16 protein-coding genes are annotated in these 14,758 nt (G+C 57.7%); 9 read left to right on the top strand and 7 right to left on the bottom strand.

Features of this window, described 5'->3' with window-relative positions; genetic code table 11:
• Positions 1-10: 10 nt before the first annotated feature.
• Entirely contained in the window at positions 11-1,045 is a 1,035-nt protein-coding gene (gene adhP / locus KSAC_RS04575; RefSeq protein WP_110548043.1) for an alcohol dehydrogenase AdhP, read from the top strand.
• Positions 1,046-1,147: 102 nt separating this feature from the next.
• A complete protein-coding gene (locus KSAC_RS04570; RefSeq protein ID WP_243705315.1) occupies positions 1,148-1,447 on the top strand; it encodes a hypothetical protein in 300 nt (99 codons plus the stop codon).
• 66 nt (positions 1,448-1,513) lie between these two features.
• Here the strand turns inward: KSAC_RS04570 and KSAC_RS04565 are convergent, their stop codons facing one another.
• Positions 1,514-1,702: a hypothetical protein gene (locus tag KSAC_RS04565; RefSeq protein ID WP_102323435.1), complete on the bottom strand. Its 189-nt coding sequence runs from the start codon at positions 1,700-1,702 to the stop codon at positions 1,514-1,516.
• Between the two features lie 181 nt (positions 1,703-1,883).
• Between KSAC_RS04565 and KSAC_RS04560 the strand changes: the two genes are divergently transcribed.
• Positions 1,884-2,183: a hypothetical protein gene (locus KSAC_RS04560; RefSeq protein WP_102323436.1), complete on the top strand. Its 300-nt coding sequence runs from the start codon at positions 1,884-1,886 to the stop codon at positions 2,181-2,183.
• Between the two features lie 18 nt (positions 2,184-2,201).
• Here the strand turns inward: KSAC_RS04560 and KSAC_RS04555 are convergent, their stop codons facing one another.
• On the bottom strand, positions 2,202-3,530 hold the full coding sequence (locus tag KSAC_RS04555) for a DUF6056 family protein (RefSeq protein WP_132304463.1): 1,329 nt from the start codon (positions 3,528-3,530) through the stop codon (positions 2,202-2,204).
• Between the two features lie 204 nt (positions 3,531-3,734).
• Between KSAC_RS04555 and KSAC_RS04550 the strand changes: the two genes are divergently transcribed.
• Positions 3,735-5,165: a sugar porter family MFS transporter gene (locus tag KSAC_RS04550; RefSeq protein WP_243705314.1), complete on the top strand. Its 1,431-nt coding sequence runs from the start codon at positions 3,735-3,737 to the stop codon at positions 5,163-5,165.
• A gap of 32 nt (positions 5,166-5,197) precedes the next feature.
• Here KSAC_RS04550 and trhA read toward each other — a convergent pair whose 3' ends face one another.
• Together trhA and KSAC_RS04540 are read right to left on the bottom strand one after the other, a co-directional pair.
• Positions 5,198-5,863 carry a PAQR family membrane homeostasis protein TrhA gene (trhA, locus tag KSAC_RS04545; protein ID WP_132304461.1) on the bottom strand — a complete coding sequence of 222 codons (666 nt, stop codon included), beginning with the start codon at positions 5,861-5,863 and terminating at the stop codon, positions 5,198-5,200.
• Positions 5,864-6,106: 243 nt separating this feature from the next.
• Positions 6,107-7,117, bottom strand: a complete 1,011-nt coding sequence (locus tag KSAC_RS04540) for a 1-aminocyclopropane-1-carboxylate deaminase (protein WP_132304459.1) — start codon at positions 7,115-7,117, stop codon at positions 6,107-6,109.
• 139 nt (positions 7,118-7,256) lie between these two features.
• Between KSAC_RS04540 and KSAC_RS04535 the strand changes: the two genes are divergently transcribed.
• The 3 genes from KSAC_RS04535 (at position 7,257) to KSAC_RS04525 (ending at position 8,847) form a co-directional block, all read left to right on the top strand.
• Positions 7,257-7,736 (top strand): Lrp/AsnC family transcriptional regulator, encoded by a 480-nt coding sequence (locus KSAC_RS04535; protein WP_110548047.1) that lies wholly within the window; start codon positions 7,257-7,259, stop codon positions 7,734-7,736.
• Between the two features lie 564 nt (positions 7,737-8,300).
• Positions 8,301-8,489, top strand: coding sequence for a CsbD family protein (locus KSAC_RS04530; RefSeq protein WP_102323441.1), 189 nt, complete (start codon positions 8,301-8,303; stop codon positions 8,487-8,489).
• A 118-nt stretch (positions 8,490-8,607) separates the two neighbouring features.
• The gene (locus KSAC_RS04525; protein WP_102323442.1) at positions 8,608-8,847 is read left to right on the top strand and encodes a hypothetical protein; all 240 of its coding nucleotides are present in this window, start codon (positions 8,608-8,610) and stop codon (positions 8,845-8,847) included.
• Between the two features lie 3 nt (positions 8,848-8,850).
• Here the strand turns inward: KSAC_RS04525 and KSAC_RS04520 are convergent, their stop codons facing one another.
• Positions 8,851-10,107: a DUF2075 domain-containing protein gene (locus KSAC_RS04520; RefSeq protein WP_132304457.1), complete on the bottom strand. Its 1,257-nt coding sequence runs from the start codon at positions 10,105-10,107 to the stop codon at positions 8,851-8,853.
• Positions 10,108-10,278: 171 nt separating this feature from the next.
• Between KSAC_RS04520 and KSAC_RS04515 the strand changes: the two genes are divergently transcribed.
• Entirely contained in the window at positions 10,279-10,530 is a 252-nt protein-coding gene (locus tag KSAC_RS04515; RefSeq protein WP_102323444.1) for a hypothetical protein, read from the top strand.
• Positions 10,531-10,969: 439 nt separating this feature from the next.
• Here the strand turns inward: KSAC_RS04515 and KSAC_RS04510 are convergent, their stop codons facing one another.
• The gene (locus tag KSAC_RS04510; protein ID WP_132304455.1) at positions 10,970-11,935 is read right to left on the bottom strand and encodes a quinone oxidoreductase family protein; all 966 of its coding nucleotides are present in this window, start codon (positions 11,933-11,935) and stop codon (positions 10,970-10,972) included.
• A 157-nt stretch (positions 11,936-12,092) separates the two neighbouring features.
• Here KSAC_RS04510 and KSAC_RS04505 point away from each other — a divergent pair, with 157 nt between their 5' ends.
• The gene (locus KSAC_RS04505) at positions 12,093-12,992 is read left to right on the top strand and encodes a LysR family transcriptional regulator (RefSeq protein ID WP_243705313.1); all 900 of its coding nucleotides are present in this window, start codon (positions 12,093-12,095) and stop codon (positions 12,990-12,992) included.
• Between the two features lie 626 nt (positions 12,993-13,618).
• Here KSAC_RS04505 and KSAC_RS04500 read toward each other — a convergent pair.
• Entirely contained in the window at positions 13,619-14,269 is a 651-nt protein-coding gene (locus tag KSAC_RS04500) for a hypothetical protein (protein ID WP_132304451.1), read from the bottom strand.
• Between the last annotated feature and the right edge of the window lie 489 nt (positions 14,270-14,758).

Below are 14,758 nucleotides of genomic sequence, written 5' to 3'. Positions count from 1 at the left end.
AAGGTGCAAGATGCTTGGAAAGATGAAGGCGGCGGTCGTTCGGGAATTCGGCAAGCCGCTGACGATCGAGGAACTGGACATTCCGCAGATCAGGCCGCACCAGATACTGGTCAAGGTCGATGCCTGTGGCGTGTGCCATACCGACCTGCATGCCGCGCGCGGTGACTGGCCGACCAAGCCCAACCCGCCCTTTATTCCGGGACATGAAGGGGTCGGCCATGTGGTTGAGGTCGGGTCCGACGTGGACTGGATCAAGACCGGCGATGTGGTGGGCGTTCCCTGGCTGTACTCGGCCTGCGGACATTGCGAACACTGCCTGGGCGGATGGGAAACGCTGTGTGAAAAGCAGGAAGATACCGGCTATTCCGTCAATGGCTGCTTTGCCGAATATGTAGTGGCTGACCCGAATTACGTTGCCCATCTGCCCAGAGATATCGACCCCATCCGCACGGCCCCCGTGCTGTGCGCCGGGCTTACGGTATACAAGGGCCTGAAAATGACCGACACGAAGGCGGGGGAATGGGTTGCCATTTCCGGTGCGGGTGGTCTGGGGCAGATGGCGATCCAGTATGCCGTTGCCATGGGGCTGAATGTTGCAGCGGTCGATATCAGCGATGAAAAGCTGGACGAAGCCCGCAAGCTGGGCGCGCGCGTGACCGTAAACGCGCTGAAGGAAGACCCCGTCGCCTGTATCCAGAAGCATACCGGCGGCACGCATGGCGTGCTGGTGACGGCAGTATCGGACAAGGCGTTCACGCAGGCCATCGGTTACGCCCGCCGTGGTGGAACGATCGTGCTCAACGGCCTGCCGCCGGGTGATTTCCCGCTGTCCATTTTTGATATGGTGATGAATGGCACCACCGTGCGCGGTTCGATTGTGGGCACGCGGCTCGACATGATCGAAGCACTTTCCTTCTTTGCGGATGGCAAGGTCTCGACTGTGGTCAGCACGGACAGGCTGGAAAACATCAACACCATTTTCGACAATCTCGAGCATGGTCGTGTGCAGGGTCGTATCGTGCTGGACTTCCGTAACGGGGCCTGAGGCAACCCCGCCTGCCTTTATGCGTTCCTGTTACAGACACGGTGCCGTGGGGTGGTTCAGTCCGCCCTGCGCCCCGGTAGACAGAAAAAAGGACGGTAAGGCATGATGAAAAAAACGGTGATTCTGGCGGGGCTGTTCGGCGCAGGCCTGAACGTGGCGATGCTGACACCGGTTCTGGCCGATACGTGCGACGGCGTGACCGACCATGCGGAATGCGAGGTCAGGCTTAAGGCGCGTGAAACCGGCCATGCCACTACCGACACGGCCCACAGGGCCGATCATAAAGCGGCGGAAGCCGGGGATAGCGTGAAGAACTGGGGTCAGAATACCGGCAAGACGCTGGATAAATGGGGCCACAATACCAAGGGCGACATGAGCCAGTTCTTTACCGGCCACCGATAAGGCTGATGGTATGAAAAAAGGGCGGCACCCGGATCGGGTACCGCCCTTTTTCGTGCCTGAAACGGATCAGGAATGATGATGGTCTGCTGATTCGTGCTCGCGCCAGCCACTTTCGATGGCATGGAGGAAGGTCTTGAAGTGCTTCTTGATCTCATCGGGGGATGCCTTTTCCATGACATCCTTCTTCGCGGCGGTCAGCGTTGCGGCGGCATGGATCAGGGCAGCGTGGATGGCGTCTGTCGGTTCTTTGCTCATGGTTTCTTTCCCGGTTGCGTAAGGCCGGTACGATGTAAGAAACCGCCTGTTATGACAACCGTTTCCCCCGCATGACTGCCGTTCTTCCATACACCCTTGATTCCCCGTGGGCGCGGAACGGGGGAACCCGGGCACTGTCCTGCCGTTAACATCGGCAGACACTAACTTTATGGAATATAAAATGATTTCTTGCCGCACAGTATCTGCCTTCGCCGCTGTCACCCTTATGGCCCTGCCGCTTGCCGCACAGGCCGAGCCGGGCGGCTGCGTAAAGGGAGCCGTTGCGGGTGGCGTGGCCGGTCATTTTATTGGCAGCGGTCACGGCAAGGGGGGCGCTGCCGCAGGGTGCGCGGCCGGGATGGCGCGCCGCCATCATGCCCGCAAGGAAGCAAGGGAAAACCAGCAGCAGGACAGCGCGCCCACACAGGGCGGTTCCCAGACGCAGCCTTCCGCGCCCGGCGGCAATGGTAACGGCGAATAAACGCCTGTATTCCTTCCGTCAGGGAACAGCCCTGACGGAAGATGCCCCCATGGCCTGCGCGAAGCATGCGGTCAGGAAATTATGGGGATCGGGATTGATCCCGACGAAAATGATATCCTTGCGAACATAAAGCAGCTTGTGCCGTGGCCCCATGGTGATCTGGCGCAGCACGACCGGGCGGTCCTGCGCCACCTGTGCGCGCGTGCTGGCCACCCAGTCATGGCTGATATGGGCCAGCAGGGTCAGGTCCGGTATGACAATGGCCAGATGCATGGCGATCAGGCCCATGCAGGATAATTCCGTAATCCGGCGAAAGACCGGTAACGTCGGGCACTGCAACAGCAGACATGTCAGGTAGCATGCCAGAAACACGCTGGCCGGGAAGGACAGCCGTGCCGCCAGTGCTGCGCGCGGAAACATGAGCAGCAATGCCATATAGGCCATTGCCATGACCCCGAACATCCAGCCCTTTCCCCCGCGCAGACAGTCAGGAAAGCGCAGGTGCTTGCGGCCCATGAACAGGCCAAGTCCCACAAGCAGCACAAAGGGAAACCAGAACGGGTCAAACAGGCTGCCCAGATTACCCAGCAGACCATCCAGCCGGTCGGTCAGGGGGCTTGGCGGCATGGTGCGCATACGTACGTAATTGCCCGGCGCCATGCCCAGTACCAGCGTGCCCGCGGCATGACTGCACAGCAGGGCCCATGGCGCTGCACGCCCCTGCCGGAAGGCCCGGATGCAGGTACCTGTCAAAAACAGCGTCAGCAGCAGCGAAAGCGGTTCCAGAAAAGTCGCAATCAGGAATACGACCCCATACTGCACCGCATTCATATGCGTGCGGCGGGAGAGGATACGCGCCAGTACCCAGATTTCCCCCGCGACGGGCCACAGATACCCTATTGCGCCGGTCTTCCATAATGCGACCTCGCCAATCGTGCGGGGCAGCCACCACAGCATGAGAAACACCAGAACGGTCTGCGCCAGTCCCAAAATGGCGGAGGGGACGGGCGGGTTGCCCGCGGCACTGCGGCACATACCCACCGTGACATGGACCAGAAAAACGAAGATTCCCGCATTCAGCACGGCGAAGACGGCAAGGGAGCCATACTGGTGCAGGTCAAGGAACAGAAATGTCACCAGCGTAGTGAACCAGCGCCCGGTCCAGAAATTGTAATTGCCCCATACGGTGCGCAGGATCGTGGCCAGATGGGGCGGCATGGTCCGGCAGTAATCATCAGCCCATAGCGGCGTGACCCAGTTGGCCCATAATAGAAAGGCAGAACATAACGCCAGCCCGGCCCGTTCACCGGGCAGCAGGCGTGGCGTGGTATCCGCAGGTGATCCCATTGCTGCAAAGCCTCTTTGTGGTCCTGTTCTTGGCATGCGCCGCGCGTATTCACCCGAAAAAATGATCTATCACAACATGCGTACGCCTACACAATCTGCCTGAATCCGGGGTTGTGTCATGGATCATCCCCGTTAGCATCGGTTATGGACCCGGCCTGACCGGTGCCGATCCGTCCAGCGCCGCACTTCAGGGGATAGAGTAACGTGTTACAGCCAGCTACGTCGTCCGTCTCTGCCACGGGTGCGCCGTCCACGGATACCGTGCCAGCAGGGCAGGGGCGAAAGGTGCTTCGCGCGGCCCTGACCACCGCATCCGCCGGCCTGCTGGTGGGGCTGGATACAGGCCTGATTGCCGAGGCACTGGGCTTTATCGGTCGTGATTTTCATGCCACGCCCCGCATGCAGGAATGGATCGTGTCGGTGCTGATGGTCGGCGCGCTTCTGGGGTCGCTTGGGGCAGGGGTCTTTTCACAGCGATTCGGACGCAGGCTGGCGCTGGGTTCGGCCACATTGCTGATTGGGGTGGGGGCGCTGTTATGCGCTACGGCCGGGATCATCGGGCAGATCCTGCTGGGGCGGTTCCTGATCGGGATGGCCATCGGCATCTGCACCTTCACCGCGCCACTGTATATTTCGGAACTGACCAGCGGGTCGATGCGCGGAACCATGGTGTCCACCTTCTCCATGCTTCAGTCCACGGGCATTCTGCTGGGTTATCTGGCGGGGGGGATTTTCTCCGGTGGCGGACACTGGCGGCTTATGGTCGGCCTGCCTGTCATTCCGGCTGCCCTGCTGTGTGCGGGGTGTGCGCTCCTGCCTTCCAGCCCGTCATGGCTTGCGGCCCGTGGCCGGTTTGAGGAGGCGCGTAGCGTGCTGCGCAGCCTGCGTGGCGATGTGGCGGTGGCTGACCGGGAACTGGACAACATCCGCCATGAACTGGGGGCGGGTAAGCCGGTGGGTGGGTTTGCCCTGTTGCGCAGCCAGCCGTTCTTTCGCCGGTCGGTCGCGCTGGGTATCGGCCTGCAGGTCATGCAGCAGCTTACGGGCATCAATGTGGTCATGTATTACGCGCCCAAGATTCTGGAAGGGGCGCATTTCGGTACATCCGCCGCCGCATGGGCCACGGTTCTGGTGGGTCTCATCAACGCCGTGGTGGGTATCGTGGCCATTTTTCTGGTTTCGCGCTGGGGACGCAGGCCGCTGCTGGCGGCAAGCTGCATTACCATGGCAGCCGCCCTTGGCTGCGCGGGCCTGATTGAAGGGCTGCACCTGCAGGGGATGGGCGCCACGCTTTCCCTTATGGCCGCACTTCTGGTGTTTGTCGGCGGGTTTGGCATTGGGGCGGGGCCGCTGGTCTGGACGCTATGTTCGGAAATACAGCCGATCGAGGGGCGTGATTTTGGCGTGGCCTGCTCCACCCTGGCCAACTGGGGCATGGACTGGGCGGTCAGCAACACGTTCCTCAGCATCGTGGCGGTACTGGGCGCGGGGTGGACATTTGCGGGCTTCAGCGCGCTGAATGTGGTGTTCCTGTTCTTCACCCTTCTGCTGGTGCCTGAAACCCGCAATGTGCCGCTGGAAGTCATCGAACAGCATCTGGAAGCGGGCCTGCCCCTGCGCCGGATCGGGCGTTAGGCCACACCACCCGCTGTCAGGGGGCGGAGCGGTTATCGCGGTGGGGTGTAATGAAGCAGCATGCTTCCCACCGCCGCCATATGCGTGCCCGCGCCCAGCACCACCATCACATGCCATAGCGCGTTGGAAAACGGCATGCCCGCGCGCATGTAGAACACGACGCCAATGCAGTAGAAAAACAGGCCGAGGACAATCAGGAAAAACGCAGGCGAAGGCAGCATCCATACCTGCGGATCGGGGCAGAGGAAGAAGATCCACGCCACGCACAGATAGGGGATCACATGAAACCGCCGGGACCATGTGAAAAAGCACATCTTGGCTATAATCCCGGCCAGCGCCATGGCCCATAACACGCCACAGAACCACTGGCTGGCCCAGCCCTTTCCATCCAGCAGGATGAAGGGCGTATAGGTCGCGGCGATCGCTACGAAGATGATCGACTGGTCAAGGCGCTGTAATCCACCCTTGAGCCTGCATGGTGGACAGAAGTTGTAAGCTGCCGAGGACAGGCAGGTGCCAAGGATACCGCCGCAGTAAAGAAGCGTCACATCCTTCTCAAGCATGGAATGCGACAGCATGGCGGTATGAATCAGCCAGATCACCCCATATCCAAGCCCGACCACGCCCACGATATGGACAAGCAGGTCAGTCGCCCGTTCGGGCGCGGAATAGATGGGGAAACGTGTGCGGATGTTCATGCGGACCGAAATACCCGTTATTTTTCCGTGGGTCCGGTCCTGTATGATGAATAAGTCTGTTTCCGGATATGCAAAAAACAGCTTCAGCACGGGAATCTGCTTCCGGCTGGCCGGGGTGCTGCGAAGGAAAGGCAATCATGGCGTATCCGGCGCTGAAGGCACGTCGGGTGCATGACGGCACACAGGCGCGGAGAGGGTAACCGCCGCCCCGTTTGGGACCGGGGGGCGGCGCGGTGTCAGCGTTCAGCCATTGCGGAATGTATAGCTGTAGCCGTTAAGGGCGGGGGCACCGCCCAGATGGGCGTAAAGCACTTTCGCCCCCTTGGGGAAAAAGCCTTTTTTGACCAGATCCATCAGGCCCTGCATGGATTTGCCCTCATAGACCGGATCGGTGATCATGCCTTCCAGTCGGCCGGAAAGGCGAATGGCCTCTACCGTCTCCCTGGAGGGAACACCGTAGGCAGGGTAGGCGTAGTCTTCCATCAGGACGATGTCGTCACCGCAGATTTCCGGCCCTTTCACCAGCGTCGAAGTTTTCTGCGCGATGTCGAGAACCTGCGCCTTTGTCTGTGCGGGGGTGAAGGATGCATCGATGCCGATCACGTTGCGCGCGCGGCCATCGGCGGCAAAACCGACCACCATGCCGGCATGGGTGGACCCGGTTACGGTACATACGACGATGAAGTCGAACTTGATACCCATCTGCGCTTCCTGCGCGCGGACTTCCTCCGCAAAGCCGACATATCCCAGGCCGCCATATTTATGGACCGAAGCACCCGCAGGAATGGCGTAGGGTTTGCCGCCCTCGGCCCGGACCTGTTCCAGCGCCCGTAACCAGCTATCGCGTATGCCGATGTCAAAGCCTTCATCCACAAGCTGCGCCTGCGCCCCCATGATCCGGGTCAGCAGGATATTGCCCACACGGTCATAAACCGCATCATCATGTGGAACCCAGCTTTCCTGTATCACATGGCACTTCATGCCGATTTTCGCCGCCACGGCCGCGACCAGACGGGTATGGTTGGACTGCACGCCCCCGATGGAAACCAGTGTATCGGCGCCCGACGCGATGGCATCGGGAATGATGTATTCCAGCTTGCGCAGTTTGTTGCCGCCAAAGGCAAGACCGGAATTGCAGTCTTCCCGCTTGGCATAGATCTGCACATCGCCCCCGAGATGGTCGGACAGGCGTTTGAGGTGTTCGATATGCGTGGGGCCGAAGGTCAGCGGATAACGCTCAAAAGCGGACAGCATGAAAAACCTCGCATCATGATTGTGGCCTGAGCGTATCAGACAAGGCATGAGGGGTGTTTTCATATTCAATGGAATTATGGCGATATAATTCTGAAATGATGATTACTATGCGGTATATGTTCCTTAAAGACGGTTTATAATGGAAGAAAACACCACAAGGGTCGAGCTGGACCGAACGGATATGCGGCTTTTACGCTTGTTGCAGGCGGACGGACGCATGGCCAATGCGGACCTCGCCACACGGGTCAATATCAGTCCGGCCACCTGTCACCGCCGCGTGCAGCGCCTGCTGGCGCTGGGATGTATTACTGGCGTGCGCGCGACCCTGAACCCGCAGAAGATGAACCTTGGCACGCTGGTCATGGTGGGCGTGGTGCTGGATCGGTCCACACCGGAAAGTTTCGCAGCGTTCGAGGAAGCCGCGCGTAACCTGTCTATTGTGATCGACTGTCATCTGGTTGCGGGGGATTTCGACTATTTCCTGAAAATTCGGGTGCGCGACATGGCGGATTTCAATCGCCTGCACGGGCATAAACTGATCAGCCTGCCGGGCGTGCGACAGACACGGACGTTTTTCGTGATGAAGGAAGTGGTCGATAATCGCAGCCTTGATATCTGACGTGCCAGCCAGCGGGGTATTTTTGCGCAAACATCTGTTTCCTGACGCGCCCATGCGTACCCATCAATCCATCGCGGACTGAAGAACAATCAGGTCCCAGTGCACTGTCCGACTGTTTCATGGCTGTGCATGTTGAGGGGAGGAAGGGAAGATGACCGCCCGTTCCTTTAACGCAAAGAAAGCATGAGTACAGGCCGCACCCTCGGGAAGCGTTCATGACAGTTCCTTCATCTGCCATGGTGACATGGCGAACAGAGCGGAAGGGAGCAGTTCCATGTCTGCATTCTGTTATGACAAAGTGCCTGTTTTCCCTGCAGGCTCGGGGAAAAGGGCATGAAGTCAGCCCATCATGATCCTGACCATGTGCGATTGAGGAGGCAGACGCAGGCGTTCTGTCCGTGTGGTTCCGGGGATGTGCGGATCGTCCCGAATGCCTGATAGTAGCGCAGTATGCATTAAATGTCTGACAGGTATGCATTGATCGTTGCGTTTTCGCATGCGTCATGTTGTTATCAGCCATGCGCAGGAAGCGGCGTTTCTTACTACCCTTGCCGGAGACATGACATGGATCGTTTGAAGACAATGCTCCAGGGCCGTGCCAACATGCTGCTGGGTCAACTGAAGCAGGAAATCGGCTACGCAACTGGCCTGCGTCGGCTGGAGCGACAGGGCATCGTGCAGGAAATGCGCGGCTTTTCCCAAACCGCCCGCCTGCACCGCATGGCCGCGATGGAACAGGCCGAGCAGGGCTGAACCGTTCCCGATCGGGATCTGATGACAAACGCATAACCGCATCGCGTGCAGGGTGGTTGCCCGTGTGCAGCCAACCCGTACGATGGCCGCATTACATAATTCATGCAGGAATGTGGCCATGAGCGAAGACCAGATTATCGACATGCCTTTCACCACCGACGCCATGAAGGCGGCTGTGGAACGGCGCATCATCCAGTCCCCAGAACTGTCGGATCAGGAAAAACACGATCTCAGCGTGACTCTGGCCGGACTGGACGCACGCCGTCTGGCGGAACTGGTCGAAACCGTACTGGGGCATGCGATTGAATCCGGCCCGGAAATCCTGCCTTACCTGAAGCGGATCGGTCAGCGCGGCTGATTTTTACGGGGCGGCAGGCTGCACCGTGCGGGCAGCCTGCCGTGTTTTCCACAATGCCGCCAGCCGGGCATGCAGCCGGGGTTCGCTGGCATAGATATAAAGTCCCCTGACACCCCGCGTCATAAGGACATTGATGGAATTGAGGATGATCCGTTCCATCACTGCTGGCGGATTGGTTATGCCGTCACGCCCGGTAAAGGCGGCCCTGTCCTCATAGCGGGCGGGATCGATCACGATCCGGTCTGCCGTCGGGTCATATGTGACGGATGGGCCAAGTATGATGCCCGCATAATTCAGGTCGAAACCCTGAATGGTGTAGACTGATCCCACCTCGTCAATCGTATCGGGCCGTTCAGCCCACGGCAGGCGGGCCTGTGGCATGGCGCGGTCCCAGCGCAGGTGAAAGCGGCCTTCGGTAATGAAATGGTCCCGCCCGTTCAGGGTATAGGGATAGTCATAGGTCGCCAGCATGCGGCACAGGCCGAATTCCGCATTACGCTGCCTTATGGCTTCGTACATGGATTGGGCATCGTCAAAAATGCGGAAATCGAAATGTTGCGGGGCGGGCAGGGAGGCAAGACGGCCATCACGCAGGGCGCGTATCCAGTCCATGACATCGGGGTTCGCGTGCATGCGGAACTGATGGTCCAGCCTGCGGGTTACGACCGGATAGCCCGCGACCAGACGGGCCAGTGTGGCATCGTCCCACAGGCTCTTGAACTTCAGCACCTGCCTTGCATCAAATACGATCACGACAACATGGGCATGACGTATGATCTCCTCCAACTGGTTATCCTGCCGGAAGCGGTTATAGGGATCGCTGCGGGTCAGGAGCAGATGGGCTTCATCCACCAGTACGATATCGGCGCGTCTGTCCGTGCCAACCATCTGGTTGATGAATGTTGTCGGGCGCTCGAAATCCTTCTTGCGCAGGGCGGGCTGGGTTTCGGCAATATTGCGGTAAAGCTTGATCATTTCCGGGTGGTTCACCAGCCCCCGGTTATCGCTGCCATGCAGCGGGTCATGCCGATCAGTCCCGCGTGCGGCCTGCTGGATGGCCGTAAACAGCGTATTGAGCAGCAGGCTTTTGCCGGTTCCCGCATCGCCTTCAATAATGAATAGCGCGTGCCGGTCCGTGCGGTGGGCACGGCAGAAAGCCAGTACTTCGTTCTTCAGTTGCAGTTGCTGCGCCGTCAGCGCCACGGTAGGGGCCAGTCGTGTCAGGGCGCTGTCAGGACCGGAATGGATGGGCGTGTGCATGTCTCTCCCCATAAGCCCGACGGGACGGCGGTTCCACTACTATCCGGCAGGGCAGGGCAGATATGTGAAATATGCCCCAAGCTCAGGTATCCTATCGGTTTTCGCGGGCTTTCTTAAGTTATAACATGAATGGACGCGCATATCGCGCATCACCGGACAGGATGACAAGCCATGACTGACAAACCCACCGCCGCCGCACGCGAACATCTGCACAAACTGGCCAGCAAGGGGCTGAAGGAACCCAAGCTGCTGCAGAAGGAAGAAGTAATTGCCCTGGCCCAGCATGTGGCCAAGGAACATGGCCGCGCCAGCGGCGCCGAGCACGAAATCGCCAAGAAGGCAGAGCATAATCCCGAAGGCGTTACAGCAGCCGAAATCCAGGCCCTGTGCGCCCATGTAACAGGCGAACGTACGGCCCGTTAAGTCGTATTTCGGGGAGCAGGGGAAAACTCCTGCTCCCGGTCTGTGCCGGGTTAGGCACGCGACATATTCAAAGAAGCCAGACAGTACAGTTGCGTTGAACGGTAAACAGGTCTGTGGACAGGTATTAAGAGCAGTTGGTTCGATAAAAAAAGTATAACGAATAGAAAACATGTGCGTCTTTATATACTTATGATCGCTTTCTTTCGGATATCAGCATTACGTTGCTATTGCTCAGTAAGGCAGTGAATCCTTAAGGTCTGGTTTGATCCGGGTCATGTATCGATAAGAAGCCGTTTGAAAGTCTGCCCGGGAAACATATAGAAATCATAAGGAAGTTTTTGGTGAAGATTTTTTCAAAAAGATTCGGAAGACATCGCCTTTTTGAAAAAAAAGGCGATACCCAAAAAACTTTTCCTGTTTTTTTGTCAAAGATTTATTTTCAAACAATTTTTAAAACGATTTTCCCGGCAAAGTTGCGATCTTCAAGCAGTCGATGCGCATCCTGACCTGCATTCAGGGGAAAGGTCCTGATATGGGGCAGCGTGATCCGGCCTGCATGCAGCGCGGCGAAAAGGCGGTCCACACGGCCCTGTCGGCCCTCGCGATCATTGAGATAGGTCCATAAATCTCCACCAATGATGCCTTTGGACCCTTCCATAAGTTCAAGCGGATCGATGAAGGGGGGCGTCCCACCCGCCTTGCCGAAGATGACGGCACGGCCGCCGGGACGCAGTGCGGCGACACTTTGCATCAGGGTCGTTCCGATCGAATCATAAGCGATATCGACACCCTTTCCCGTTGCCTGCTGAACCCGCGCTACCCAATCTTCCTGATAATCATATGCCGCCACGGCCCCATTCTCGCGCGCCAGTTCGCGTTTTGCGGGTGTCGATGCGAGTGCATGCACCTGCGCACCAAGTGCCGTCGCCATCTGCGTCACCAGTCGACCGACGCCTCCCGCAGCCGCTTGGATCAGGACCGTGTTACCAGAACGTACAGTCACGCTATCCTCCACCAGATATTGCGCTGTCAGCCCTTGCAGCAACAGGGCGGCGACGCTTTGGTCCGCAATATCATCCGGTAACGTTACCAATTGATCAGGGCGGGCCAGTACCAGTTCGGCATGGGCACGCGGCACGTCAACAAACCCCACGCGCTGGCCGATTTTCCAGCCGCACACGTCGGCACCGATCGCCACAACATGACCGATGCCTTCATAGCCGCCAATCCACGGTGCTTCGCCTTGCAATACATAATTGCCCTGACGGCGATAAATGTCCGCGAAGTTAAGCCCGACAAAAGTCGGTGCCACCAATACTGATTGTGCATCCAGAGCGGGAGCAGGCAAGTCGCCATAGGACAGGACATCCGCATCCCCAAACCGGTCAAAAAACAGGGCTTTCATCGCTGTGTGTCCTTAAACAAAAAAGATTCTGATTTGGTTCATTTGGTTCGGAATGAAAGATATGACACAACAGCAGGGTTGGATTAATCGCCCGTAAGTGCGTTGTATTAAAACCTGTGGTTTGAAATGAAGGCCGGTTATGGATCGATTGACAAGTATGGCTATTTTCCTGTCGGTCGTTGATCTGGGCAGTTTTACTGCTGCTGCGGAACACCATGCGATTTCCGGAACCATGGTGGCCAAGCACATCAACGCGCTTGAGGCACAGTTTCAGACGCGCCTGCTGCATCGGACAACGCGTCGGATGGCGCTGACAGAAGTCGGGGCGCTGCTTGCTGAACGGTACCGCAGGATACTGGCGGATGTGGCGGAGGCGCAGGCCGTCGCCCACACATCGGCAGTCAGTCCCTCCGGTCGCCTGCGTATCAGTGCGCCAGTGACGTATGGGAGCCTTAAGGTTGCGCCATTACTGGCTGCCTATCTCGAACTTTATCCGGATGTGCAGGCTGAACTTGTTCTGGATAATCGCAAGGTCGATCTGATCGAAGATAGTTTCGATGTCGCCTTTCGTATCGGGGATCTAGAAGATGAATGGCTTGTTGCACGACCTCTCGGCCTTTACCGGACGATCCTTGCCGCATCTCCTGCATATCTTGCCAGATATGGCTGTCCTCACGGGATAGAAGACCTATGCTCCCATCGTCTGATTGGTTACCCGCAATGGCAGTCAGATGATGTGTGGACGCTACATGGCCCCGGGGGTGACTATAAGATCCCGCTGCCTCCGCCCCGGATACGGATCAATCATGCTGCTGGCCTGCGCGAAGCCTGTGTTGCGGGGTTTGGCATTATTCTTCAGTCGTCGCTGGCCCTGAAAGCCGATCTTGCAGCTGGACGCCTCGTTCCCGTCTTGCCTGACTATGCGCCGGTCCCACGCGCCATTACCCTTGTTCATCTGCCTGATCGCCGTATGACGGCAAGCCTCCGCGCTTTCATCGCCTTCGTAAGCCAGGCCCATCTTTCGCGAAGCAGTGAGGATGAACGTAGTAATTCCTGAAGGGTTTAAACGGATTCCTGAGAGAAAAATGTCTGTTCCCGGCAGCAGGCGACAGTAAGGATGCCGACATTACCTGTCCACTTTCTGAATAATCGGACAGCCAGAAGGGAACTTATTATAGAGATTCTACCTCTGCTCTGCCTTCCAGAAGCCGGGCTTGGGAATCATGACAGGATATGGGGTGCCATGAAGGGCGGCATCACGCCTGGGTCGTGTCCGGTTGCCGCCTGATGGATGGCAGGGGCAGGCTGTCCAGTGCAGGGACCATGGCGATTGCATGACTGGCCAATTCGGCCTGTTGGCGGCTGATCCATACGTGAGGCAGGTTCGAAATGTAGGACGCAAGGCGCGGCAACGAAGGCCTTCTGCTGCCGTTTAGAACAGGCAGGTGCCAGACCCGATGGGCGGGGAGTGCCAAAAATCCCGACAACCTCAATAGGAAGGAGATTCGGAAAATCACAAAAATGTAAGGAAAATCAATCCTAACGCAGATGGTAGCGGTGGACGGATTTGAACCGCCGACCAAGGGATTATGATTTTCCTGTTTCTTCAATAAAATCAAATGGGTTTGTCGGAAAATGCCCATGTGCAGCACACGGGAAAATCACGAGTCGTTCAAAGAGTGACTAACGGTTTTTTCGATTCGGATCATCATGCCTCCCAACGAACGGAACAACCGGCAGCGGCTGGATGCATTCAGTTGCGCTCCAGCTGTCAATCATCGCCTGTATGCGGCCTCGCAACTCCTCGCGGTTGGCGATCAGTCGGGTCGCCTCGGTGTGTCGGGCATCGTCGTTCTGGGCTAGCATTTCAGTTTCATAGCTAATCTGCCGTGACATCTCCACGTCTGGCAGGGACGACAGCGGTGCATAGGCGACAGGTAGGTTGACTGTTTGGGCACGCGTTCGGCTGGCCGAACCTTCTACTCCGACGGTCGGGACTGTGGTCATAGCTCCCATTGTAAACTGTCCCGCCTGTGTAAACTGCCCCGATAGCCCCAGCGTCACATTACCAGCGATCGCGCCCACTACTGGATCAGAGGTGTGCTGGCTACACTGTGCTGCTCGGACAGCTTGTACGAATCGTCCATCCTGTTTTGCCGTCCAGCTACCAGTATGCGATACCGGTACCACTCCTGCCTGAGCCAGACTGGACTGTATGCCGGCCATAGCCTGCGGAATGGTGGTGGAAATCTTCGCAGGATGGATTGCGCAGGCAGACAGCATCATACAACAAAATATTACGAGAACAAACTTGATACTGCTTGGATTGTTCATGTTATGTTCATCTCATATTTGAGAGGGGCTGATCGATTTGAGCGAGGCCCTCGATATTGCACCGGCCAAACCGCTATCCCGCCTGAGTGGTGGGAGGCGCGTTGGCGGCACGCGGGATCCTGATTGTAGACATTGCAGCTCAGCCGCAGTCTGGCTGCGTGTCAGGTTATACCGAAGCTTATTTTCCGTAACCCGTTGAAGTCATTTCGGTTTCTTGATGAACCCGATCGGTGAATGGGTGCTATGGTCGGCGCGCGGTTAAGGCTCCTTATCCACCAGACAGGAGGACTGGACGGATATGGTGCGCTAGACAGAGTCTGCTCTCACCGGTCCACACGATGCGTCTCGAAGGGATCATGGAGGTCAGGCATGGTTAAACAATGGGATGATTTCGTTGCCGGATTTTGATGCAATCAAGCGGTTGTCAAGGTGGGAAGTGATGCAAACCTGACATATTGACTTTTTTGTAAAATCATGAACTAAGAAAAA

Origin of the sequence: Komagataeibacter saccharivorans, assembly GCF_004348195.1 — a bacterium.
In the GTDB taxonomy this organism is placed as follows: Bacteria; Pseudomonadota; Alphaproteobacteria; order Acetobacterales; family Acetobacteraceae; genus Komagataeibacter; species Komagataeibacter saccharivorans.
This window is presented reverse-complemented; position numbering and strand designations above follow the sequence as displayed.